Source organism: Streptomyces canus (assembly GCF_030815415.1).
Classification (GTDB): domain Bacteria; phylum Actinomycetota; class Actinomycetes; order Streptomycetales; family Streptomycetaceae; genus Streptomyces; species Streptomyces canus_F.
Map to the genome: position 1 here is coordinate 619336 of NZ_JAUSWW010000001.1, position 22960 is coordinate 642295.

At 69.9% G+C, this 22960-nt stretch carries 18 protein-coding genes and 3 pseudogenes; 6 read left to right on the forward strand and 15 right to left on the reverse strand.

Annotated features, from left to right (window positions below):
- Positions 1-86: 86 nt before the first annotated feature.
- From QF037_RS02860 to QF037_RS02905, 9 genes and pseudogenes are all read right to left on the reverse strand, one after another.
- Entirely contained in the window at positions 87-2780 is a 2694-nt protein-coding gene (locus tag QF037_RS02860; RefSeq protein WP_307021470.1) for a bifunctional acetate--CoA ligase family protein/GNAT family N-acetyltransferase, read from the reverse strand.
- 481 nt (positions 2781-3261) lie between these two features.
- A complete protein-coding gene (locus tag QF037_RS02865) occupies positions 3262-5643 on the reverse strand; it encodes a phosphoketolase family protein (RefSeq protein ID WP_307021472.1) in 2382 nt (793 codons plus the stop codon).
- A gap of 154 nt (positions 5644-5797) precedes the next feature.
- Positions 5798-6679, reverse strand: a complete 882-nt coding sequence (locus QF037_RS02870; RefSeq protein ID WP_307021473.1) for a universal stress protein — start codon at positions 6677-6679, stop codon at positions 5798-5800.
- On the reverse strand, positions 6676-7698 hold the full coding sequence (locus QF037_RS02875; protein WP_307021474.1) for a zinc-dependent alcohol dehydrogenase: 1023 nt from the start codon (positions 7696-7698) through the stop codon (positions 6676-6678). The genes QF037_RS02870 and QF037_RS02875 overlap by 4 nt, the downstream gene beginning before the upstream one ends.
- A 24-nt stretch (positions 7699-7722) precedes the next feature.
- Positions 7723-8667 carry a universal stress protein gene (locus tag QF037_RS02880; protein ID WP_307021476.1) on the reverse strand — a complete coding sequence of 315 codons (945 nt, stop codon included), beginning with the start codon at positions 8665-8667 and terminating at the stop codon, positions 7723-7725.
- Between the two features lie 227 nt (positions 8668-8894).
- Positions 8895-9028 (reverse strand): annotated as a pseudogene (locus QF037_RS02885) (DNA-binding response regulator); the annotation flags it as partial.
- A 122-nt stretch (positions 9029-9150) separates the two neighbouring features.
- Positions 9151-9534, reverse strand: a pseudogene (locus QF037_RS02890) (pyruvate formate lyase family protein); the annotation flags it as partial.
- Between the two features lie 377 nt (positions 9535-9911).
- A complete protein-coding gene (locus QF037_RS02900) occupies positions 9912-10322 on the reverse strand; it encodes a hypothetical protein (protein ID WP_307021477.1) in 411 nt (136 codons plus the stop codon).
- Positions 10323-10992: 670 nt separating this feature from the next.
- Positions 10993-11850, reverse strand: coding sequence for a slipin family protein (locus QF037_RS02905; RefSeq protein WP_307021479.1), 858 nt, complete (start codon positions 11848-11850; stop codon positions 10993-10995).
- A gap of 415 nt (positions 11851-12265) precedes the next feature.
- On the opposite strand from QF037_RS02905, the gene QF037_RS02910 reads away from it, so the two are divergent.
- Positions 12266-12898, forward strand: a complete 633-nt coding sequence (locus tag QF037_RS02910; protein ID WP_307021481.1) for a DoxX family membrane protein — start codon at positions 12266-12268, stop codon at positions 12896-12898.
- 725 nt (positions 12899-13623) lie between these two features.
- Here QF037_RS02910 and QF037_RS02915 read toward each other — a convergent pair.
- Complete coding sequence (locus QF037_RS02915) at positions 13624-13893, reverse strand: cation transporting ATPase C-terminal domain-containing protein (RefSeq protein ID WP_307021483.1); 270 nt, start codon at positions 13891-13893, stop codon at positions 13624-13626.
- Between the two features lie 39 nt (positions 13894-13932).
- Here QF037_RS02915 and QF037_RS50850 point away from each other — a divergent pair.
- Positions 13933-14097, forward strand: a pseudogene (locus QF037_RS50850) (ISKra4 family transposase); the annotation flags it as partial.
- Positions 14098-14119: 22 nt separating this feature from the next.
- Here the strand turns inward: QF037_RS50850 and QF037_RS02920 are convergent.
- On the reverse strand, positions 14120-15136 hold the full coding sequence (locus QF037_RS02920) for a LacI family DNA-binding transcriptional regulator (RefSeq protein WP_307021485.1): 1017 nt from the start codon (positions 15134-15136) through the stop codon (positions 14120-14122).
- Between the two features lie 283 nt (positions 15137-15419).
- Between QF037_RS02920 and QF037_RS02925 the strand changes: the two genes are divergently transcribed.
- From QF037_RS02925 to QF037_RS02940, 4 genes are all read left to right on the forward strand, one after another.
- Entirely contained in the window at positions 15420-16730 is a 1311-nt protein-coding gene (locus QF037_RS02925) for an ABC transporter substrate-binding protein (protein WP_307021487.1), read from the forward strand.
- Positions 16731-16830: 100 nt separating this feature from the next.
- Positions 16831-17802: a carbohydrate ABC transporter permease gene (locus tag QF037_RS02930; RefSeq protein WP_373463653.1), complete on the forward strand. Its 972-nt coding sequence runs from the start codon at positions 16831-16833 to the stop codon at positions 17800-17802.
- 12 nt (positions 17803-17814) lie between these two features.
- On the forward strand, positions 17815-18756 hold the full coding sequence (locus QF037_RS02935) for a carbohydrate ABC transporter permease (protein ID WP_307021489.1): 942 nt from the start codon (positions 17815-17817) through the stop codon (positions 18754-18756).
- An 89-nt stretch (positions 18757-18845) separates the two neighbouring features.
- Complete coding sequence (locus QF037_RS02940) at positions 18846-20306, forward strand: GH1 family beta-glucosidase (protein ID WP_307021491.1); 1461 nt, start codon at positions 18846-18848, stop codon at positions 20304-20306.
- A gap of 597 nt (positions 20307-20903) precedes the next feature.
- Here the strand turns inward: QF037_RS02940 and QF037_RS02945 are convergent.
- The 4 genes from QF037_RS02945 to QF037_RS02960 form a co-directional block, all read right to left on the reverse strand.
- Positions 20904-21380, reverse strand: a complete 477-nt coding sequence (locus QF037_RS02945; RefSeq protein ID WP_307021494.1) for a hypothetical protein — start codon at positions 21378-21380, stop codon at positions 20904-20906.
- Positions 21381-21465: 85 nt separating this feature from the next.
- A complete protein-coding gene (locus QF037_RS02950) occupies positions 21466-22203 on the reverse strand; it encodes a dienelactone hydrolase family protein (protein WP_307021495.1) in 738 nt (245 codons plus the stop codon).
- 250 nt (positions 22204-22453) lie between these two features.
- Entirely contained in the window at positions 22454-22678 is a 225-nt protein-coding gene (locus QF037_RS02955) for a hypothetical protein (RefSeq protein ID WP_307021497.1), read from the reverse strand.
- Positions 22675-22923 carry a hypothetical protein gene (locus QF037_RS02960; RefSeq protein WP_307021499.1) on the reverse strand — a complete coding sequence of 83 codons (249 nt, stop codon included), beginning with the start codon at positions 22921-22923 and terminating at the stop codon, positions 22675-22677. The genes QF037_RS02955 and QF037_RS02960 overlap by 4 nt, the downstream gene beginning before the upstream one ends.
- Between the last annotated feature and the right edge of the window lie 37 nt (positions 22924-22960).

Here is a 22960-nt window from a genome sequence, read left to right on the forward strand (position 1 = left end):
TCCGTGATCGGGGAGCCGTACACAGCACGGACGACCTCGGTGGTCATCACGGTGGCGACCTTGTTGTGCTGCGTGTCTGTTCCTCCTCAGCGCAGTCGGCGCAGATAGGGGTCCTGAGCCCGGCGCGGCAGCAGGCGGACTCGTGCGTCGAGCACGGTGATCGCACCGGGCGTCGCGAGGACGGGGTTGAAGTCGGCCTCGGCGAGCTGCGGCAGGTCGCCCGCCATGCGGGACAGGCGCAGCAGCAGTTGTTCCAGACCCTGGAGGTCGACGGGTCCGCTGCCGTACGCGCCGAACAGGAGCGGTGCGCAGCGCGGTGCGGTGATGAGGTCGTGCACGTCGTGGTCGGTCAGCGGGGCGAGGCGGGCGGCGTGGTCGGCCAGGACCTCGGTCGCGGTGCCGCCGAGTCCGAACAGTACGAGCGGGCCGAAGACCTCGTCCTGGACGACTCCCGCGAACAGTTCGGTGCCGCGGGCGGCGAGCGGCTGGACGACCACGCCGGTCATCAGGCCGGCGAACCGTGTCTCGAAGTCCCGGAAGGCGGAGCGTACTTGGGAGTCGCCCTGGAGGTCGAGGTGCACAGCGTGCTGTTCGCTCTTGCGGAGCTGGCCGGGCCAGTGGGCCTTCATGACCACCCGGCCGTCGGGGCCGCGCAGCCGTTCGGCCGCGATGACGGCGTCGTCCTCCGTCTGCGCCCAGGACCACGGGAGCTGGGGAATGCCGTAGCAGGTGAGGAGTTCGGCGCAGGTGCGCGGGTCGAGCCAGGCACCGTCCGGGTGGGCGGCGAGGTACGTCTCGGCGACCGTGCGGGCCCGGGCCGTGTCGACCTGTGCGAGCTCTGGGATGGTGCCCGCCGTCCGACTCAACCAGGCCGCGCGATGAGCGGCGTGGGCCAGCGCACGTGCTGCCGCGCCGGGTTCGGCGTACGAGGGGATCGCGCCGCCCTCCGTGGCCGGCAGCAGCCTGACGGGCAGGTCCTGCTCCAGGCGGACGACGGCGACCGGAAGGTCGCGGTGTGCGGGGCCGCGGGTGAGGGCCCGCACGAGGTCGTCGCCGGTCGCGGCCGCGACGGCCGTGGGGACGAGGGCCACCAGGACGGCGTCGATACCCGGGTGCCGCATGATCCGGTCCACGCAGTCCCCGAGCTGCTCCTCCGTGACGGCGGCGGTGACGTCGACGGGGTTGCCGACGGTGGCACCGTCGGGCAGTACGGCAGACAGGCTTTCGACCACCGAGGGTGTCAGCGCCGCAAGCGACAGCCCCGCTTCCGCGCAGGCGTCCGTGGCCAGGACACCCGCGCCGCCCGCATTGGTGACGATCGCGACGCGGGGGCCGGCCGGCAGCGGCTGGGAGTGCAACAGGGCGGCGGTTTCGAGGAGCTCACCCACCGAGCGGGTGGCGGTGATGCCGGCCTGGGTGAACAGCGCCTGCCGGGTCATGGTCGGGTTCGCGGCGGCCGCGGTGTGCGAGGCGGCGGCGCGACGGCCGGCCTCGGTGCGGCCCGCGTCGACCGTCAGCACGGGCATGCGGCGGGTCACGCGCCGGGCGGTACGGGAGAACGCGCGCGGGTTGCCGAAGGACTCCAGGTGCAGCAGGGCGAGTTCGGTGCGACCGTCGCTCTCCCACCACTGGAGCATGTCGTTGCCGCTGACGTCGTACTTGTCGCCGAGCGAGGCGAAGGACGAGACACCGATGCCGAGCCGGGACAGCCCGTCGAGCAGGGCGATGCCGACGCCGCCGGACTGCACGGCGACGCCCGCCGTGCCGGGGCGCGGATGGTCCGCCGCGAAGGTGGCGTCGAGGGAGAGCGCCGGGTCGGTGTTGGTGATGCCGAGGCAGTTGGGTCCGACGAGCCGCATGCCGTAAGTGCGGCAGGCGGCCATGAGGGTTTCCGCCTGCCGGCTGTCGAGGCCGGCCGAGACCACGAGCAGTGCCCGTACTCCGGCCTTCCCGCACTCCTCCGCGGTGTCGGCGAGGGCTGCCGCGGGCACCGCGAGGACCGCGAGATCCGGGACCTTGGGCAGCGCGCTGACCGACGGACAGGACGGCACGCCGAGGATCGACGTGGCAAGGGGATTCACCGCGAAGAGCCGCCGGGTGAAGCCGCCCTCGTGCAGATGGTGCAGGAGAGCCCGCCCCACCGATCCGGGCCTGCGACCGGCACCGACCACCGCGATCGCGTCCGGTCGCAGCAGTGGCTCCAGGCTGGCCACGTCGGCGGCCCGACCGCGTGCCTCGACGGCCGAGAGATAGGCGTCGTCCTCGTCCAGTTCGATCGCGCAGCGCACCTCCGGACCCTCGAAACGGCGTGCGGTGCGCAGACCCAGGTCGGCGAAGAGCCGAAGCACTTCGTGGTTCTCGGAGAGCGCGTCGGCCGTGAACGTGGTGATGCCGTCCGCACGCGCGGCGGAGACCAGATGCTCGACCAGGAGCGTGCCGACGCCCCGGTGGTGCCGTCCGTCGGCCACCGCGATGGAGATCTCGGCCGAGGCCGCATCCTCGCCGGCCTCGTACTCGGCCAGGCCGGTCACCTGCCCCTGCGACTCGGCCATCAGCGCCCGGTATCCGGGGCGCGGCGGCGCACACGCCCGGTCGGCGGCCATCGCTGCGGAACGCCGGCTCGCCGCGAAGAACCGCAGCCGCAGATTCTCCGCGGACATCTCCTCGTAGAGCCCTCGCAGTCGCTCGTGATCACCCGGCCGCACAGCACGTATGCACACGGTGGTGCCGTCCGAGAGCAGGGCATGGACCGTGGGTCGGCTGAGCGTGTCATACGTCATCGTGGGTCTCCTCCAAGCCTTCTGGCACTTCGAGCATCCAGCGGATGGGGCGGTGGCCGCATGGGCTGTCCGGGGGTGCTTTGGGGGCCGACCGGCCCTGGAGCCCGGTCCCGCACGCGCGGCGGACCCCGGCCTGCACCCGGCGGACATCGAGGGCGCGGGCCTGGGCCCGGGCGGGGGGCGCCGGTTTGGAGGTCGGCGTCGTTTGTCGTCGGCCGCCAGCGCCGTGCGGTCCAGGAGCCGGTTGGTGTAGCCCCACTCGTCGTCGTGCCAGCCGAAGTCCTTGCCCAGATTGCCGTGCGCCTGTGTCAGGGCCGGGTCGAAGACGCAGGAAGCTGGGTCACCGATGACGTCGCGGGAGCGACGTCATCGGTGACCGCTTCCGGCACGTTCGAGGGCCGCGCGGAGGTAGGTGCGGCCGAAGCCGTTGATGCCGACGCGTACGGACATGGCGTTGAACTCCTTCGCGCTGTAGGGGTGTTCAGGCCGTCCAGGTCCAGTCGGTGACCTCGGGCAGGTCGGTGCCGTGCTCGCGGATCCAGGCGTGGTGGCGGGTGCGGGCGTCGGCCATCTCCTGCCGTACGGCGGCGGCGCGGACAGCGAGTCCGGGGACGCGGTCGATGACGTCCATGACAAGCCGGTAGCGGTCCATGTCGTTACGGACGACCATGTCGAACGGTGTGGTCGTGGTGCCCATCTCCTTGTAGCCGCGGACGTGGAGGTTGGCGTGGCCGGTGCGACGGTAGGCGAGCCGGTGGATCAGCCAGGGGTAGCCGTGGTACGCCAAGATCACCGGCTTGTCGGTGGTGAACAGGCCGTCGTACTCGAAGTCGCCCATCCCGTGCGGGTGTTCCTCGCGCGGCAGCAGCCGGGCCAGGTCGACCACATTGACGACCCGGACGGCGAGTTCCGGCAGATGGCGCCGCAGCAGATCGGAGGCGGCCAGGATCTCCAGCGTCGGTACGTCTCCCGCGCAGGCCAGCACCACGTCGGGCTCACCGCTGTTCTCGCTGCCCGCCCAGTCCCAGATCCCGGCACCGCGGGCACAGTGTGCGCGGGCCTCTTCCATGGACAGCCAGTCGAAACAGGGCTGCTTGCCCGCCACGATCACGTTGACGTAGTCGCGGCTGCGCAGGACGTGATCCGCCACGGACAGCAGGGTGTTGGCGTCCGGCGGCAGGTAGACCCGTACGACCTCGGGGCTCTTGCTGAGGACGTGGTCGATGAACCCGGGGTCCTGGTGCGAGAAGCCGTTGTGGTCCTGACGCCAGACATGCGACGTCAGAAGGTAGTTGAGGGAGGCGACCGGAGCCCGCCACGGCAACCCCCTCGATGTCTTGAGCCACTTGATGTGTTGGTTGACCATCGAGTCGACGATGTGCACGAACGCCTCGTAGCAGGAGAACAGTCCGTGCCGTCCGGTGAGGAGATAGCCCTCCAGCCAGCCCTGGCAGAGGTGTTCGGAGAGGATCTCCATCACCCGGCCGTGCCGGTCCAGGTGTTCGTCCACCTGGAGAATCTGGGCCTGCCAGGCCTTGCCGCTGGCGTTGAAGACGGCGCCCAGCCGGTTGGACGCGGTCTCGTCCGGGCCCACCAGGCGGAAGTCGCGCCGTTCCGATGTGTCCCGCATGACCCCTTCGAGGAGGTCACCGAGGACCCGAGTGGGCTCGTGCAGGGTGACGCCCGGCTTGTCGACGGGGACGGCGAAGCGGTCCAGGGACGGCATGGGCAGGTCGCGCACGAGCAGGCCGCCGTTGGCGTGCGGGGTGGCGCCGAGCCGCCGGGACCCCTCGGGGACACAGGCGAGGACGTCGGCGGCGGGCCGCCCGTCGGCGCCGAACAGCTCCTCAGGACGGTACGAGCGCAGCCAGCTCTCCAACTGCCGCAGGTGCTGGGGGTTTTCGCGTACGCCGGACAGCGGGACCTGGTGGGCACGCCAGGTGCCCTCGACCGGGACGTCGTCGACCTCGGCGGGTCCCGTCCAGCCCTTCGGGGTGCGCAGCACGATCATGGGCCAGTGCGCGCGCTCGGTCACGCCGTCCTCGCGGGCCGTGCGCTGCATCAGGGCGATGCGGTCCAGTGCCCGGTCGAAGGCGTCGGCCATGGCGCGGTGTACCTGGTGCGGGTCGTCGCTGGTGACATGGATCGGCTCGTGGCCGTAGCCGCGCAGCAGCTCGTCGAGTTCCGGCTCCGGGAGCCTGGACAGCACGGTCGGGTTGGCGATCTTGTAGCCGTTGAGGTGCAGGATCGGCAGGACCGCGCCGTCGTGCACCGGGTCGAGGAACTTGTTGGAGTGCCAGGACGCGGCCAGTGGCCCGGTCTCCGCCTCACCGTCACCGATCACACAGGCGACCAGCAGGTCCGGGTTGTCGAAGGCGGCGCCGTAGGCGTGCGCGAGTGAGTAGCCGAGCTCGCCGCCCTCGTGGATCGATCCGGGTGTCTCGGGCGCGACATGGCTGGGGACTCCGCCGGGGAACGAGAACTGCCGGAAGAGCCGGTCCATGCCCGCCGCGTCCCGCGAGATGTCCGGGTAGGTCTCGCTGTAGCTGCCCTCCAGCCAGGAGTTCGCGAGCACCGCCGGGCCGCCGTGGCCGGGACCCCATACGCACAGCGCGTCGAGACCGCGGGCCTTGATCACCCGGTTGAGGTGCGTGTACACGAGGTTGAGACCCGGCGAGGTGCCCCAGTGGCCGAGCAGCCGCGGCTTGATGTGGGCGGCGGCGAGGGGTTCGGTCAGCAGTGGGTTGGCCATCAGATAGATCTGGCCGACGGCCAGGTAGTTGGCGGCTCGCCAGTGGGCGTCCAGGGTGCGCAGTTCCTCGTCGGTCAGCGCGGTGCTGTTCCGGTGTTCGACCTTGGGCATGGTGACTCCGTAACTCGTCGAAGCAAGTCGGGCTTCAGGAAGAGGCGTGAACCGGGGGCGTCCCCTCGTCGTGGTGTTCGAGGGACGCCACGTTGGAACGCGTCTCGGAGCACGTGAACCCGCGCGTCGCGCACACAGTGGCGCTCTGCGCCGGTCATGCCCGTTGGGGTACGACGGCCACCGGGCAGGCGGCGTGGTGCAGGACCGCGTGGGCGACCCGGCCGAGCTGGAGCCCGAAGTGGCCGTGGCGCCGCTGGGCACCGACGACAAGCAGCCCGGCGTCAGCCGACGCGTCGAGCAGCACCGTACGTGCGGGGCCTTCGGCGGTACGCCGGTGCAGTTCCACACCCTCCGGGACATCCCGCAGCGCCGCGTCCAGGGTATGAACGGCCCGCTCCTCGTGCAGCCGGGCGGGTTCGCCGGCCATCAAAGGGTGGTCGGTGGTCTCGTACCCGGGGCACCGCCAGGCGCGTACGGCCTCCAGGGGCACCCGGCGCTGCGCCGCTTCCCGGAAGGCGAAGCGCACGGCCGCCGAGTTCTCCGGCTCCTCGCCGACCCCCAGCACGACGCGCCCGCGCCTCGCGGAGTCCGCCCGGTTGTCGTGGCTGCCGCGCAGCACGATCACTGGGCAGTCGGCGCGGGCGGCGACCGCGAGACTGACCGAGCCGAGCACCAGCTCGGCGATGCCTCCGCGGCCGCGCGAGCCCAGGACCAGCGCCGAAGCGGTACGGCCCTCACGCAGCAGAGCAGGCACCGGCTCTTCGGGCAGTACCTCGGTGGAGATCTTCACGTCCGCCTCGCGGCGGTGGGCGTGCTTCGCGGCGGCCTCGACGATGGTGTCGGCCAGCACCTGCTCCGAGGACCTGCCAAGACCCGTGGCGAGCGCGGCACCCTCGTAGCGCTCCCACAGCGAGGCGTACACCAGCCGCAGCGGCACCCCGCGCAGGGCGGCCTCGTCGGCCGCCCAGTCCACGGCGCGCAGACTCGGCTCGGAACCGTCGACGCCCACGACCAGGGGGAGTTCCGTCGTCCTCACCTTCCCGCAGCCATGTCGAAGACGATCCGCGCCTTGATCTCGCCGCGCAGCACGTCGTCGATGGACTCATTGACGCCGGCGAGCGGCCGTGCCTCGTAGATGACCCTGGTGCGGCCTGCCGCGTGGAGCTGGAAGACCTCGGCCAGGTCCTGCCGGGTGCCCACGATGGAACCGATCACCGAAGTGCCGTTCAGCACCGTGTCGAAGATCGGGACCTGGATCGTGCCGTGCGTCGGCAGCGCCACCATCACGAGCTTCCCGCCGCGCCGCAGCCCGGCGTACGCCGCCGAGAACGCCGCCTCGTTCACCGCGAGCGCGACGGCGGCATGTGCACCGCCGTACCGTCGCAGCACCTCTCCCGGGTCCTGCTTGCGGGCGTCGATGACGAGGTCGGCCCCGAGTTCCGCGGCGAGTTCGAGCTTCTCGTCGGTGACGTCGATCGCGGCGACGGTCGCCCCGGCGATCTTCGCGTACTGCACCGCCAGGTGGCCCAGTCCTCCGACACCGGAGATGGCCACGAGCTGGGTCGGCTTGACGTCGGCGACCTTGAGGGCCTTGTACGTGGTGACGCCGGCGCAGCTCAGTGGGGCGGCCTCCAGGGCGCTGATGCCCTGGGGCACCGGCTGGGCGAAGTCGGCCCAGGCCAGCATCTTCTCGGCGTACCCGCCGTCGCACCCGTATCCGGTGTTGATCTGCTGCTCGCACAGCGTCTCCCAGCCGGACAGGCAGTGCTCGCACCGCCCGCAGGCCTTCCCCAACCACGGCACGGCGACCCGCTGCCCGAGGGCCAGACGGGTGACGCCGTCACCGAGCTTCTCGACGAGGCCGACGCCCTCGTGGCCAGGGACGAACGGCGGGTTCGGCTTGACGGGCCAGTCCCCGTGGGCAGCGTGGATGTCGGTGTGGCACAGCCCGGAGGCCTCGACCCGGATACGGACCTGTCCGGGGCCGGGCTCGGGATCGGGGCGCTCCTCGATGACCAGGGGCTCGCCGAAGGCTCGTACGACTGCTGCCTTCATCGATTCTCTCCTCCTCGGGACAGGTCAGCCGTGCGGGACGACGGCGACGGGGGCGGTGGAGTGGTGCAGTACGGCGTGCGTGATCGGGCCGATGCGCACGCCGAGCGGCCTGCGGCGGATACGGCGGCCCACGACGATCAGGGAGGCCTCACGCGAGGCGTCGACCAGGTGAATGGCGGCAGTTCCGTAGCGGGACTCCTCGACGACCTCGACGGCGGGGAACTTCTGCCGCCACGGGCGCAGGAGATCGGTCAGGGCGGAGGCCTGCTGCCCGGACAGCTCGGTATGGAGTTCGAGGTCGGAGGAGAGACCGTAGGCGTAGTAGGGCGGCGGGTTCCAGCCGTGGACGACCCGCAGGGAGGTGACGCGGCGGACGGCCGCGTCGAAGGCGAACTCGACGAGCGAGGGGTCCGGGTCATCGGTGTCCAGACCCAGGACCACGGGCCGGTAGGGGGCCGCGGCGGACGGGATGCCCGTCGGGTCCATCAGGTGCTCGTCGGCGGCCTGTTCACCAGCCCGTACGAGGACCACGGGCCGCTCGGCGTGCGCCACGACGGCGAGGCCGACCGAGCCCACCAGGAACCCGCCGACCCCGCTCAGCCCGCGCGAGCCCAGGACGAGCAGCGCGGCGTCCTCGGCCACGTGCGCCAGGACCTCGCCGGGCCGGCCGGGGAGCTGCTCCGCGGTGATCTCGACACCGGGGTGCCGCAGCCTCAGTCCCTCTGCGGACTCACGGCGGATCCTCCCCCAGCCTTCGGCCGGGGGTGCACCCGTCTCGCTCAGCTCGCTCCCGTGCTGCAGGGGGTCGGCGCCGAGGAGCGGTTCCCGCGCCGTCGGTGCGGGAACCGGCTCCCCGACGTTGACGAGCTTGAGTGGCAGGCCGCGCAGCTTGGCCTCCCTGGCCGCCCATTCGGCGGCGGCGCGGCTCTCCGGTGAGCCGTCGAGGCCCACAGTAACGGTGCGGCGCATGGTCACCACCTCCTGTATCGGGATCGCACGATCCCGATTCCAGACTGGTGTCGATCGAGTCCGTGGCGCAGGGGCCGCAGGTCCCGGGCAGGGGCCCGATCGGCCCCTGCCCGGGACCTGCGGGCGGTCAGCGCAGCCAGCCGATTGGGTGAGGACGAGCGGAAACCTGGCCCAGAACCTGCCGACGCCCCAGGACGGCGCAGATGAGGTGATAGTCGGCAAACGGGTAGCTTCTTGCCGATCTCGCAGTTGGTAAGCCCATCCCCGATGAGTGCGAGGATGCCCCGCTTGCGGGGTGACAGGCCCGCCAGTTCGGGTGCGAGCGCCGGTCCCTCGGCGGGTCCGCGCGCAGGGAGCGCATCCGTACCACTCTCACGGGACGACTTCACCGGAATCCTGACCGCCGTCGAGCGGACGCACGAGAGCAACCCCATGCTGGGGCCGCGCGGAGTGCACCTGGGACTCGTTGTCCCGGGGCTGGCTGTTCTGGACCATCCGCAGGCCGCCGTTCGGCATGATCGCGCGCTTCCGCGAGGCATCGGTCTGCGGGCCGACGATCAACTCCCGCTCGCGGTCGATGTATCCGCGCGCGTGCGAGGTGATCGTCGATGGGGTCGCGGTGTCGACGTCGAGGATGCCCCTGCACCGCTCTTCCGGGAACAGGGACTGACCTTCTCCTACACGGCCCGGGTGCGGCCCGTCGGACCCGCTAGGAAAGCAGAATCGCCCTCGTACGGAGTGTAGTTGGCCTGGACGAAGTCTCGTACGTCGACATTCCCCCAGCTCGCTCGGATCGTGCCACCGTGTCCCGGCGAAGCCACGCCATGCCTCGGGCCCCCGCGTTCCGGCCATCACTGTCGCTGTCATCGCCGGGTCGCCCTTGCCTCGCACAGGAATGTCTCCGCACCGCCCGGCCCTCCCCGCACGCCCCCTCGCGTCACGAGGATCGAAGCGACGGGCAGATCCGGCCGGACCAGCGCGCCCGACCTTCCGTGAACGATCTCGTGCGCCGCGCCCAGGGCACCGATCGCGGCCGCCCCGCCGGTCCCCTCGACGAATCGTGCGACAGCCTCGGGTCCGGGGCCCCGTCGAACCGTCGAGGAAGCCGCCCCCGCGCACTTCGGCGGGGGTGGCATCGAGGGCGAGCCGCTGATCCGGCCTGCGGCAGGGGGGTGTCCGGACTCTGGGTCGTACACCCGGGTACCCATATGAGGTTTTCCTCCCTATCTGTTCACGTGGGAGACCTAACGGCACCCGGAAGAGAGCCGACCCTGCGGCGAGTAGCTGGTGTCGCCGTCGCAGGGGGTGAACAGCACCCACAGCCCCGAACTCAGACGGGCGGCGATGGAGCGCTCGGGGAAGCCGAGTGTTCGGGAGACGGTGGCGCAGGAGTGGTCACCGATGAGGTGGAGAGCAAGCTCGATGCGGTCGAGCGGGGAGGATGCGCTGTCGGGACAGCGGTCTCTGGCCGCGGGCAGGTGTGCGGGAGCTGGACGTGGGGGTGCTGGGTGAGGAGCAGGGACAGCGAAGCCGGGGCCCTCCTCCTTGCCGAAGACCGCGGGAGAGTCGGCGGGGTCGGTGAGTACCTCGGACAGGGCCGCCTCCACAACGCCCGGGTCGTCCGTCATGAGGGTGGACAGGGCGTGGATGGCCATCAGGTGACGGTCGCACCAGGCAACGACCGAGCGTCGGCGTGCGAGGAGCCGTTCGACCTGGGGGTTATGGGGTTCCGCATCGACGGTTCGGGTCCCGGTCGGTGCGGTCACCACCGTGGGCCCCAGGAACCGGGCTCGGAGCCCGGGTGCACTGGCCGAAGCCTCTGGGGAGGACCCGTACGTGGCACCGGATCGTTGCCGGGGTCGCCTGCCCCGGTGATCAGGACCCGGCCATCAGCGCCGTGCCAATGCCCTGTCAGCATCTGAGAGGTGGGCATGGTGTCTCCCGTCCGGAAGAGGTCGGCACGGCGCCGTTGTGCGAGGCAGGACGTACGTGTCTCCTCGAGGGGAAGACTGGAGAACGGTCCTTTCTGATGCCTCAGGACACGGTCATGGACGCCCGGCGCGGTGCCGTGTGTCTCTGAATGCGGCCGTACGGCGGGAGAGTTCGAGTATCGGGCCGGCGGCCGCGGGGGAAGCATCGGGCGACCGCACAGGGGCCGCCCGGGTGCATCCGTGTCAACTGGTAGTAAGCGCCGGGGTCCAGGACGTCTGGTCGCCAGCGTAGCCCCGTTCGGACCAGGCACAAGGGGACCACCGTCCCGTGTTGCCATGGCGGTGACCCGCCAGGACAGGTCCTGGCGGGTCACCGCCATGGCGACACGGTTGATCAGACGGTCTTGGCTGCCCCGTTCAGTTCCGGGTCCGGGCCGGTCGTGGTCCGGTCGGCGGGCGGCGGCGCGGTGGCCGGGGCGGCTGCTGCTGTCTCGCGGGCGAGGAAGGAGCCGAGTTCGCCGATGGTGCTCATGAGGGGGGCGGGGAATACGACGGTGGTGTTCTTGTCCACGCCGATCTCCACCAGGCTCTGGAGGTTGCGGAGTTGGAGTGCGAGCGGGTGGTTCATCATGATGTCCGAGGCGTCGCCGAGTGCCGCGGCGGCCAGTGATTCGCCTTCGGCGTTGATGATTTTGGCGCGCTTCTCGCGCTCGGCCTCGGCCTGGCGGGCCATCGCCCGCTTCATGCTGTCGGGGAGCTGGATGTCCTTGAGCTCCACCAAGGTGACCTCCACACCCCATTCGGCAGTCGTGACGTCGAGGATCTCGCGGATGCCGAGGTTGATGCGGTCGGTCTCCGAGAGTGTCTCGTCGAGGGTGTGCTGGCCGACGACCTTGCGCAGGGTGGTCTGGGCGATCTGGTTGATCGCCGTGTGAACGTTCTCGATCGCGATGACCGATTTCACCGCGTCCACGACCCGGAAGTAGGCGACCGCCGACACATCGACGCTCACATTGTCGCGGGTGATGATGCCTTGGGACTGGATCGGCATCGTCACGATCCGCAGCGACACCCGGTGCAGGACATCCACGACCGGGACGATGACCCGCAGCCCCGGTTCCCGTGATCCGACGAGTCGGCCGAACCTGAACAGCACTCCTTGTTCGTACTGCTTGACGATCTTGACGGCCATGGCGAGTGCCACCAAGGCCAAGAGGATCGCAATGACCAGAAGGAAGATCAGAGCTTCCATGGTGCTGCTCCTCAGAATGAGGACCACGTCGTTGCCACGCGAGGTCCCGGGGTGCGTCGGCGGAGCACGGGAATGGCCCCGGCTCCGTCCGCAGGGCTGTCGGTGCGGCCTGGTGTGACCTTGGCGCAACGAGCCGCCCTGCCGCGTATCCAGCATCGTCCGGTGTCCCCGCACACGGCAGGGGCCGAACGACCCCACCTCCTGCCCCAGGCGGTTAGCCCGCCCGGAACGGGCAGGCGGCGGGGTCCCGTCCGGCATCCGGCCCTCTTCGGGGCAGGGACGTTCGGCCCCTGTGACGGGACCTGTGGGCACCTGTGGTCCGGCCGGCCCGGGCGGGACATTGAACGCAGGACGACGCCGGCGAGCGGACAGATACCGCGGTACGCCCACCAGAGCCCAGACAGGGATGAACATCATGGCAGTACACGAAACTCCCGGCCCGCACGCGGGTTTCCACCTCCCGTCGCGACGCCGGGCCGGGACGGCCCAGAGGCCCGGCGAGACCACGACCGGCACAACAACGACGGCCACAGCGGCCCGCGCCCAGGTCTTCCCGGGGCTGCGGATCGTGACCGGGTTCGTCTTCCTGTGGGCCTTCCTCGACAAGACCTTCGGCTGGGGCTACGCCACCGCGTCCGGCAAGGGCTGGGCCGACGGCGGCTCACCCACCAAGGGCTTCCTCAGCGGCGTCGCCGCCGGACCCATGGAGTCCACCTTCCACTCCTGGGCCGGAGCGGGCTGGGTGAACTGGCTGTTCATGCTCGGTCTGCTCGGCGTCGGCCTCGCCCTGGTCAGCGGCATCGCACTGCGGCTCGCCGCGGTCGCCGGCACCGCCCTGATGGCGTTCATGTGGATCGCCGAGTGGCCGCCCGCCAAACACCTGTCCGATGGCTCGCCAAGCATGTCCAGCAACCCGCTCATCGACTACCACGTCGTGTACGCCGTCGTCCTGATCGCCCTCGCGGTCGCGGGCGCAGGCACTACCTGGGGACTCGGCAGGATCTGGGCCGGCCTCCCCGTCGTCCGCGACCACGCCTGGCTCCGCTGACCCCGGCCCGTACACACTGCCCGCCGCGAGGTGCTCCTGGAGCACCGCCGCGGCCTCGTCCGGTACGTCACCGCAGCGGGCCAGGACCGCCTCGGGCGCGCCTTTGGCGACGAGCGGGCGGCTGCCGTCTGGACGCTCGACGAGCGCGGAGCCCCATGGCGCGCTGCCGGCGGGGGCGTGCGTTCGGCGGAGGCGGAGCGTCGGCCGGCCCGGCAGCCTGTGCGACAGGACAGCGGACCCGCTCAGATCCTTTCAAGGATGCGCCGGGTGACGGACGAGAGCCCGCACCCCGCAGCCATCTGTGTCGAGCAACGACAACCGCCGGGGTCTGGGACATCCGTATCGCAGCGTAGTCCTCAACCCGGCCCGACGGACGGTCCGAAGCCGTCCGCTTCTCGTTCCCGGGCGACCCCTGGACATGATGCCGCGCGGGTATGTCCGGTGTCCCGCGCGGTACTTGGGCAGCCAGCGCGAAACACTGTGACCGACGGCAGCCCGGGTACGACGGTCCGCGGTCCATGCACCACCTGAGGCCGCCTGCCGATGCCAGGTGGCAAGTGGACATCGCTGCGGCGCAGTTGGGCCATGGTGGTCTCCAGCGCGCCGGCCAGTCCGATCGGGAAGCCTGTGCCCGGGGACGCGGTCGGCCGCTCCTCCACGTACCGCAGGTGATCCGTTGCCGCGCCCGCCCGCTCGGCTCTCCGCGCGGGCGGTGCCGAATCCGGTCAGCCCCGCGGCGAGTGCCGCTGCCAGACCGGGCCAGGACGGCGGCGAGTCTCCAGGACGGCCCGCACGAACGGCACGTACAGGGCGGCGGCTCCCAGCCCCACCGCGGCCAACACTGCCCACGAGAGGAAGGGGTTCTCACGGGTGAACAACCGCTCCCGCAGCCCCAGTACAACGCCGAGCTGGGCGGCCAGCAACGCGAGGAACAGCGTGGTCTGCCAGGGCTGCCCGGTGTGCCGGGCGAGACAGGACCTGAAGGGATCTGGCACGACTGGACTCTCTGTCCAACGCCTCGAAGGAATGGCGACCGCGAGAGCATGGCGACGGTGGCCTGCGTCTTCGACACTGTCCCGGCTCCGCGCCGGCCGCACGACATCGTGCATCCGCCCGGCGGACGCAGCGAAAGCCGGGTTCCGAGGACGGGCCCGAAAGCGGAGCCCAAACACCCCACGGCGCGAGCCGTAGGAATCCCCCTCGTTCACGAGGAGGAGGAAGTCAAGACGATTCACGCACGACGAGCTCAGTGGGAAGCGTGACGCGCCGACGCGGCCTCTCAGGATCCCCGATCTCCTCCAGAAGGATGCGTCCGATCATGGCGCCGATCTCCTCGACGGGCTGACGCACGGTGCTGAGGGGCGGATTGGTGTGCCGGGCGATGATGGAGTCGTCGAATCCGACCACGGCCACGTCGTCGGGGACACTCCTCCCCTGCCTGCGCAGCTCCGCCAGAGCCCCGGCCGCCATGACGTCCGAGGCGACGAACAAGGCGTCGAGCTCGGGTACCCGTTCAAGGAGTGAACGCATCGCCGCCGCGCCGCCCTCCTCGGTGAAGTCGGCCGAGGCCGCGAGTCGGTCCGTGGCCTGGTGGCCCGCCTTCTCGAGGGCCTCACGCCAGCCCTGGAGCCTGCTGCGCGCTACGTCCATGTCAAGCGGTCCACTGATGGTGGCGACGGTGCGCCGGCCCCGCGCGAGGAGGTGGTTGACGGCCGTCGCGGCTCCACCCGTGTTGTCGGAGTGCACGTGGCTGAGCGACTCGTCGGGGGAACGGCGTCCGGCGAGCACCGTGGGCAGCCCCATGTCCTCGAGCAGCCCCGGCAGCGGGTCGTGCTCGTGCACCGAGACCAGGAGCACGCCGTCGACACGCCGTTCCGCGACGGACTCGGTGAGCTGGTCCCGCTCGGCCTGGTCGCGGACAAGCACCAGTTGGAGCTGTGTGCGGGTCTCCGCGAGGGCGGTGCTGACACCGCGGATGACCGCCGAGAAGTAGGGCTCGGAGCCGAGTCTGCTCTCCGACTCGGGGATCACCAGGGCCACGGAGTTCGTCCGGCTCGTCACCAGTCCTCGGGCAACCGAGTTCGGGACGTAGTTGAGTTCGGCGATGGCGGCGAGCACGGCGGCCCTCGCCTTCTCACTGACGAGCTCGGAGCCGTTGATGACTCGTGAAACCGTGGTGCGTCCGACACCGGCGCGCGCGGCCACGGTAATGATGGTCGGGCGTTGCCTTTCCCCCATGACGCCTCCCTCGCTCGGCGATGCCTGGACGGCTTTCACCTGCGCATTGTGCCAGATCTGAGGAGAGCGCCCGCGCGGCCCGGGTGCGGGCTCGCGACATCTTTCGGCAACGAAGTGGATTCAACTTCTTGACAGACGCCTTTCGTGGCGGCCAGGCTGCGGGCTCTTGGGTGGGTACGTTCCCACCGTCTATTGGGAACGTACCCACCGGACAAATCATGCCTGCGGAGCGGACCGCGGGGCGCGAACTCCGGTGCGTCAGCGCCGCCGCTAGGAGGACTGAATGGACAAGTTCCGAAGGACATTGCGTACGAAAGTCGTGACCGCTGTGTCCCTCGCGTCGGCTCTCGGCCTGGTCGTGGGCTGCGGGGGCAGCGACGGAGGGACCGGTGGGGGCAAGAAGGACGGCAAGGTCACCATCACCATGGGGCTCTTCGGCGTCATGGGCTTCAAGGAGACCGGTCTGCTCGACAAGTACATGAAGGAACACCCGAACGTCATCATCAAGGCGGACGTCGCGGGCGACGAACAGACCTACTACACCGCCCTGCAGACCCACTTGGCCGCAGGCAGCGGACTCAAGGACATCCAGGGCATAGAAATTGGTCGGGCCAAGGAACTGTCCGACACCCAGAAGGACAAGTTCGTCGATCTGGCCGGCGTGGCCGGGACAGACCACTTCCTTCCGTGGAAACAGAGCCAGGTCACCGCCGCCGACAAGAAGGTCATCGGCCTCGGCACCGACATCGGCCCGATGGCGGTCTGCTACCGCAAGGACCTCTTCGAGCAGGCCGGCCTGCCCACCGACCGCGACGAGGTCGCCAAACTGTGGGAGGGCGACTGGTCGAAGTACGTCGACGCGGGCAAGCGGTTCAAGCAGGACTCGAAGGACGACAAGGTCGCCTTCATGGACAGCTCCAGCGGGCTGTTCAACGCCATGATCTACGGCAACTCCCAGCAGTTCTACGACAAGCAGGGCAAGCTGATCTACGCCACCAACCCTGTCGTGAAGGACGCGTGGAAGCTGGCCTCCGAAGCGGCCACGTCCGATCTGACCGCCAAACTCCGCCAGTTCCAGCCCGGTTGGGACCCTGGCCTGGCCAACAGCACCTTCGCCAGCACCGTCTGCCCGGCATGGATGCTCGCGCACATCAGCGAGAAGGCGGGACCGAAGAACAAGGGCAAGTGGGACGTCGCCAAGGCACCCAAGGGCGCCAACTGGGGCGGATCGTTCCTCGGCGTGATGGAGAAGAGCCCCGTCAAGAAGGAGGCGCAGGACCTCGTCGCCTGGCTCACCGCCCCCGAGCAGCAGGCCTACCTCTTCGAGAAGATCGGCAACTTCCCTTCGTCGCAGACCGCGTTGGAGATGCCCGAAGTCGTCGATGCCACGTCGGACTACTTCAATGGTGCGCCCATCGGAAAGATCTTCGGCGCCGCGGCCCAGGAGATCCCCGACGAGCAGGTGCTCGGCCGTAAGGACGGCACCATCAAGGACATCTTCTCGCAGGGTCTGACCTTGATCGAGGCGCAGAACAAGAGCCCGAACGAGGCCTGGGAGACCACTGACGAGCGCATCGAGAAGGCCGCCGGCTGACCTGGGGCCCTTGCCCGCCGCCGCCCGGCGCCCTACGCACGGCCCCTACGGGTCGCCGGGCCCCTGCCCGCCTCTCCCCCTCCAGGAAGGACGCCTTCCGGTGGCCATCTCCACCTCGACACCCCCCGACGGTGCGCCCGGCATCGGCGCGGAGCGTCAGCGGCGCCGTACGCTGCTGCACCGCCTCGACGTCCGGGGTGCCCCGTACGCCTTCGTCGCCCCGTTCTTCATCGTGTTCGCCGCCTTCAGCTTCTACCCGCTCATCTACACCTCGTGGATCTCGCTGCACCGCGTCGAACTGTCGACCCTGAACCTCATGGAGTGGGTCGGCTTCGACAACTACACGGCGCTGTGGGACGACGACCGATTCTGGAACGCGCTCCTCAACACCTTCACCATCGGTGTCCTGTCGACCGTGCCCCAGCTGCTGATGGCGCTCGGACTGGCGCACCTGCTCAACTACCAGCTGCGCGGCTCCACCTTCTTCCGCGTCGCCGCCCTGACGCCGTACGCCACGTCGGTCGGTGCCGCGGCCCTCGTGTTCACGATGCTCTTCGAACGTGACTTCGGCATGATCAACTGGATGTTGAGCCTCGTCGGTGTCGACAACCTCGACTGGGAGAACAACAAGTGGGCCGCGCAGACGGCGATTTCCTCCATCGTGATCTGGCGCTGGACGGGCTATAACGCGCTGCTCTACCTCGCGGCGATGCAGGCGATCCCGCGCGACCGCTACGAGGCCGCGGCCATCGACGGCGCCTCGCGGTGGCAACAGTTCCTGAAGGTCACCGTTCCCGGCATCCGTTCCACCATCGTGTTCACCATCGTCCTGTCCACGATCGGCGCCACGCAGCTCTTCGGTGAGCCCTTGATCTTCGGCCAGGGTCCGAACGGCATCACGGGGGGTGCCGACAACCAGTACCAGACGCTGGGTCTGCTGCTGTACGAGGAGGGCTGGAAGAACTACCAGATGGGCCGGGCCGCCACGGTCGCCTGGGCGATGTTCCTGCTGCTCATTGTCGTGTTCGTCGTCCAACGAATCGTCAAGCGCGTCATCACGCGCAGGACCTGACCGGAGATCTCCATGACCACAGACAGCATCCCGGTCCAGGCGACGGACGCACGCCCCGGGACCGCTCGGAAAACCCGCAAGGCCACCCCGTCCGGTGAACGGCGCCGCCGACTGTTCCGGCACCCGGGTGCCGGACGTCAGCACCACGCGGGTCCCGTCGCCTACATCCTGCTGGGGATCGCGGCGCTGTTCTCACTGTTCCCGCTGTACTGGACGATGGTGGCGGCCTCGACCGACAACACGCGCGTCACCCAGACGCCTCCGCCATTCCTGCCGGGACCCCATCTCCTGGAGAACCTCGGCAAGGCCTGGCAGGACGCCGCGCTGGGCAAGGCCATGCTCAACAGCCTGATCGTGGCCGGCGTGATCGCCCTGTCCACGGTCCTGTTCGCCACCCTCGCCGGCTTCGCGTTCGCCAAACTCCGCTTCAAGGGCCGCAACATCCTGCTGATGCTCGTGATCGGCACGATGATGGTGCCGCCGCAACTGGGCGTCGTACCGCTGTTCATGATGATGACGGAACTGGGCTGGGGCCAGAAGCTGCCCGCCGTCATCTTCCCCACCCTCGTCAGCGCCGTCGGCGTGTTCTTCATGCGGCAGTACCTGGCCGAAGCACTGCCCGACGAACTCGTCGAGGCCGGACGGGTCGACGGTGCGCACTCCCTGCGCATCTTCTGGAGCATCGTGCTGCCGATTGCCCGACCTCCCATGGCCGTGCTTTTCATGATCACGTTCGTGCACGCCTGGAACGACTTCTTCTGGCCCTTCATCGTGCTCGACATGACCAATCCGACAGTGCCCGTCGCCCTCACCCAGCTCAGCGCGGGATACGTGCGCGACCAGTCGCTGATCATGGCGGGCGCGCTGCTCGGCACCCTACCTCTGCTCGCCCTCTTCATCGTCTTCGGCCGTCAGATCGTCGGCGGAATCATGCAGGGGGCGGTCAAGGGGTGAATGCCGTGCCGACCCCCGCTGCCGCGGCCCCTCCACGCCCCCACCTCGCTTCGCCTCCCCCTCCCCGCACGTCACCTGGAAGGACCCACGTGAGCACCGCAACCCGACGCGTCGCGCCCGCCCCGGAGAACATCGCCGTCCGCACCTTTCCGCAGGGATTCATCTGGGGCACTGCGACCGCCGCGTACCAGATCGAGGGTGCCGCCTCCGCGGACGGACGCACTCCTTCGATCTGGGACACCTACTCGCGCATGCCCGGCAGGGTGCGCAACGGTGACACCGGTGACGTCGCCACCGACCACTACCACCGCTGGCGCGAGGACGTCGAGATCATGGCCGACCTCGGAGTGAGCGCCTACCGGTTCTCCCTGTCGTGGTCGCGCGTGCAGCCGACCGGCCGCGGCCCGGCCGTCGAAAAGGGGCTCGATTTCTATCGCGCCCTGACCGACGCACTGCTGGAAAAGGGCATAGAACCGGTCGTCACGCTGTACCACTGGGACCTGCCGCAGGAGTTGGAGGACGCCGGCGGCTGGCCGGAGCGCGCCACCGCCGACCGGTTCGCCGACTACGCGGCCCTGGCGGCACATGCGCTGGGCGACCGGGTGAAGACCTGGATCACCCTCAACGAGCCCTGGTGCAGCGCCTTCCTCGGATACGGCTCAGGTGTCCATGCGCCCGGGCGCACCGACCCGGCCGCGGCCCTGCGCGCGGCGCACCATCTCAACCTCGCCCACGGCAAGGCCGTACAGGCCCTGCGCGCCGAACTGCCCGCCCGCGCACAGGCGTCCATCACGCTCAATATTCATCACGTCCGCTCCCTGACCGAGGCAGCCGAGGACCTCGACGCAGCCCGGCGGATCGACGCACTGGCCAACCGTGTCTTCACCGGCCCGCTGCTGGAAGGTCAATACCCCCAGGACCTCCTCCAGGACACGGCGCATCTGACCGACTGGGCCTTCGTACGGGACGGCGACACCGCCACCATCCACCAGCCGCTGGACTTCCTGGGCGTCAACTACTACACACCCACACTCGTTTCCGCCGCCCGGGGCGAGGCCAGCCATGGATCCGACGGCCATGGGATGAGCGAGCACAGCCCCTGGCCGGGCGCCGACAACGTCGCCTTCCACCGGCCGCCGGGCAGCACCACTGCCATGGGATGGGCGGTCGACCCCAGCGGTCTCTACGACCTGCTGACGCGTCTCAAGGCAGACTTCCCCGCGATGCCTCTGGTGATCACCGAGAACGGGGCCGCGTTCGACGACTACGTGAACCCGGAAGGCGAGGTGGCCGACCCCGAACGCATCGCCTACCTCCACGGCCACCTGTCAGCCGTGCACCGGGCGCTCGTGGCCGGCGTCGACGTCCGGGGCTACTTCCTGTGGTCTCTGCTGGACAACTTCGAGTGGGGTTACGGCTACAGCAAGCGCTTCGGTGCCGTCTACGTCGACTATCCGACCGGCAAGCGCATCCCCAAGTCCAGCGCGCGGTGGTACACCGACGTGGTCCGCACCCACAGCCTGCCGCAGGAGAGCGGCGGGAACCGGTGAGCGCGGGGAGAGCCGCCTGGCCGCCCGATGCGCTGAAGGCCTCGCCACCGGTGCCATGGCGACGGGTTCGCGTCGGACCTGATTCGGTCAGCGGCATCTCCCCCAGCGGCGGCTCAGCATTCCGTTCGTGGTCGTGGTCGGTTCTCCGGCCGCACCGGCCGGCCGCGCAGCGCGAGCGCCCGGCCGCCGAACGACGCGCCACTGCCACTCCGGCCGGGCCGGCCAGAGCTTCGTCGCGCCGGCGGCGGAACTCAACCACGAATGCAAATTGCGGTGGACGCAGAAGAGCATCTGGCCCTCCAGTTCGGGACACCTGCCGACGTGGTCGACGGGACGCTGCGCGCAAGGCTGCGCGATCGATTCGGCCCGAAGCCACTTGGCGACCTTGGCGGTGACGAACAGCCGCGGTGCCCCGCCTTGCGCACGCGCGCCTACTACGAGTCGGCGGGCTGCACAGTGGGAGGCCAGCCCACGAAGGACGGCGGCTCGGGCAGCCCGTACACGGGGACACGGCGGGAGAAGCGCCTCCCTTGACGGCGGCCCCGACGGCACCCGGACGAGGGCCTGCGCCTCGGCATCGAAGCCGTCAGGTGCGGGTCAGGTCTGCCGGGTCACCCAGGCGGAACACGTGCCCGCCGTGATCAGCTTCGTCGACCAGTGACCAAGGCAGGCGCGGAAGCGGATCGTGTCGTTCGAGCCGTCGGGGAAGTCCTTGTTCTTGTAGCGGACGGCACCGGCGCCGTCCGCGTTGAAGACGGCGCCATAGCGCACAGTGCGGCCCTGGGCGTCACGGATCGCCCAGTCCACAACGGCGGAGGAGCCGTCCGCCTTCCCGTCGTGGAGATAGAACCAGTCCCCCAGTTGCGAGTAGCAGACGGTGGCGTTCCAGCCGACACTGGCAGACTCTCCGCTGCTGGCGCATTCCCAACTATCGACGCTGGCAGGGCCGTTGACGTCCGTGGCGCGCTCGGTTTCAGCGGTGACGGCAGATGCCTGGGTGACGGCGAGGAGGACGGCGGCGGAGAGGGTGCCCGCGAGGGTGCCTATCCGCTTGATGGAGCGGCTCTTGATCACAAAGTTCCTTCTGTGAGCTGTATCCGACCGAACTTTGGCATGAGCATGAGACTAGCAAGAACGATCACGCACCGCGTCGCCTGGATCATGCCCCCAGAACCTCCGTCACGGGCAGGCACTCGGCGAGCAGGTCGACGACGTCGCGCCAGGCTCGCTGCGCGTGCTGCGGGTGGTAGCCGACGCCGGGGACCGTGGGGTGGTCGACCGGCGGGTGGTGGAAGGCGTGCAAGGCGCCGCCGTAGACCGTGAGGCGCCAGTCGACGCCTGCGGCCTGCATCTCGGCGGTGAACGCGTTCCGTTGTGCGGGCGGCATGATCGGGTCTTCCGACCCGACCCCGGCCCACACCGGGCAGCGGATGCGTGCTGCCTCGCCGGGTCGGCCCGTGGTAGTTGCGTTGATGGTGCCGATCGCGCGCAGGTTGACGCCGTCGCGCCCGAGTTCCAGCCCGATGGCGCCTCCGGTGCCGTAGCCGACGGCGGCGATCCGGTCGGGGTCGGTCCGCGGTTCGGTGCGTAACACGTCGAGTGCCGCATGGCCGATGGCTCGCATCCGGTCGGGATCAGCGAGCAGCGGCAGGCAGCGGGCCAGCATCTCCTGGGGGTCGCTCAAATAGCGCCCGCCGTGGAGGTCGAAGGCCAGCGCTATGTATCCCCGTTCGGCGAGAGCATCGGCCCGGCGGCGCTCGACGTCGCTGAGCCCCGTGCCCTCTGGTCCGAGCAGCACGGCGGGCCGGCGGTCGACACCGGCCGGGAGCGCGAGGTGCCCGATCATCGTCAGACCGTCGGCCGGGTACTCGACCGTACGCGTCGTAATCGTCGTCATGAGACGGGACTGTAGTGATCGTCGAGCCCGGTCCGGCCGCCGTTCTGCCGCTGGCAGAGCAGCGCTCCTTTCGTGTGGGGTAGGGCTCGCGGGAGCAGTTGTCGGTGCACCTGGTCCTGCCCGACGTTGTCGCCGAAGTCGCCGTGGACGTCGCCCGGGACAGTGCCGATTGCTGGCGCCATCCAGTCCGGCTCACGCGTATCCGCACCTACATGGGACCGGGCGAGGCGCCGCTGTTCGGGGCGGCTTCCTAGCGGGTGAGTCGGCAGGTGTTCCAGTTGCGTCCGTCGCGGACCAGGGCGCCACTGCGTTCCAGGTTCCGCAGGTGGTAGACCACCGATGCCGGGCTGCGCAGTCCCAGGGCCGCTCCCAGCTCGCGTACCGACAGTGCTTCGCCGCGGTCGAGGATCGAGCGGCGGATCTGGGACAGGACCTGCTCCTCGCGCACCGTGAAGTGCTCCGGCCGGCGGTTCACCGGGCACTCTCCAGGGTCCGCAGCTGTCGCGCCTGGCGGCGCAGTTCCGCGCGGGCCGCCGGCACCGCGGCCGTGCGCGTCCAGTACGGGTGCCGGCGCAGCCTCACCGACAGCGCGTACAGGCGGCGGCGCAGGGCCGTCGTACGGGCCGGGCGGGGTGCGGCGAGCGCGTCGTAGGTGCGGTACCAGGCTGCTTGCAGGCACACCAAGTCGTCAGGAAGGTCGGGGAGGTCTACGCGTTCCACCCCCCTATTGAGACACCTGTTCGATTTTTTGCGCAAG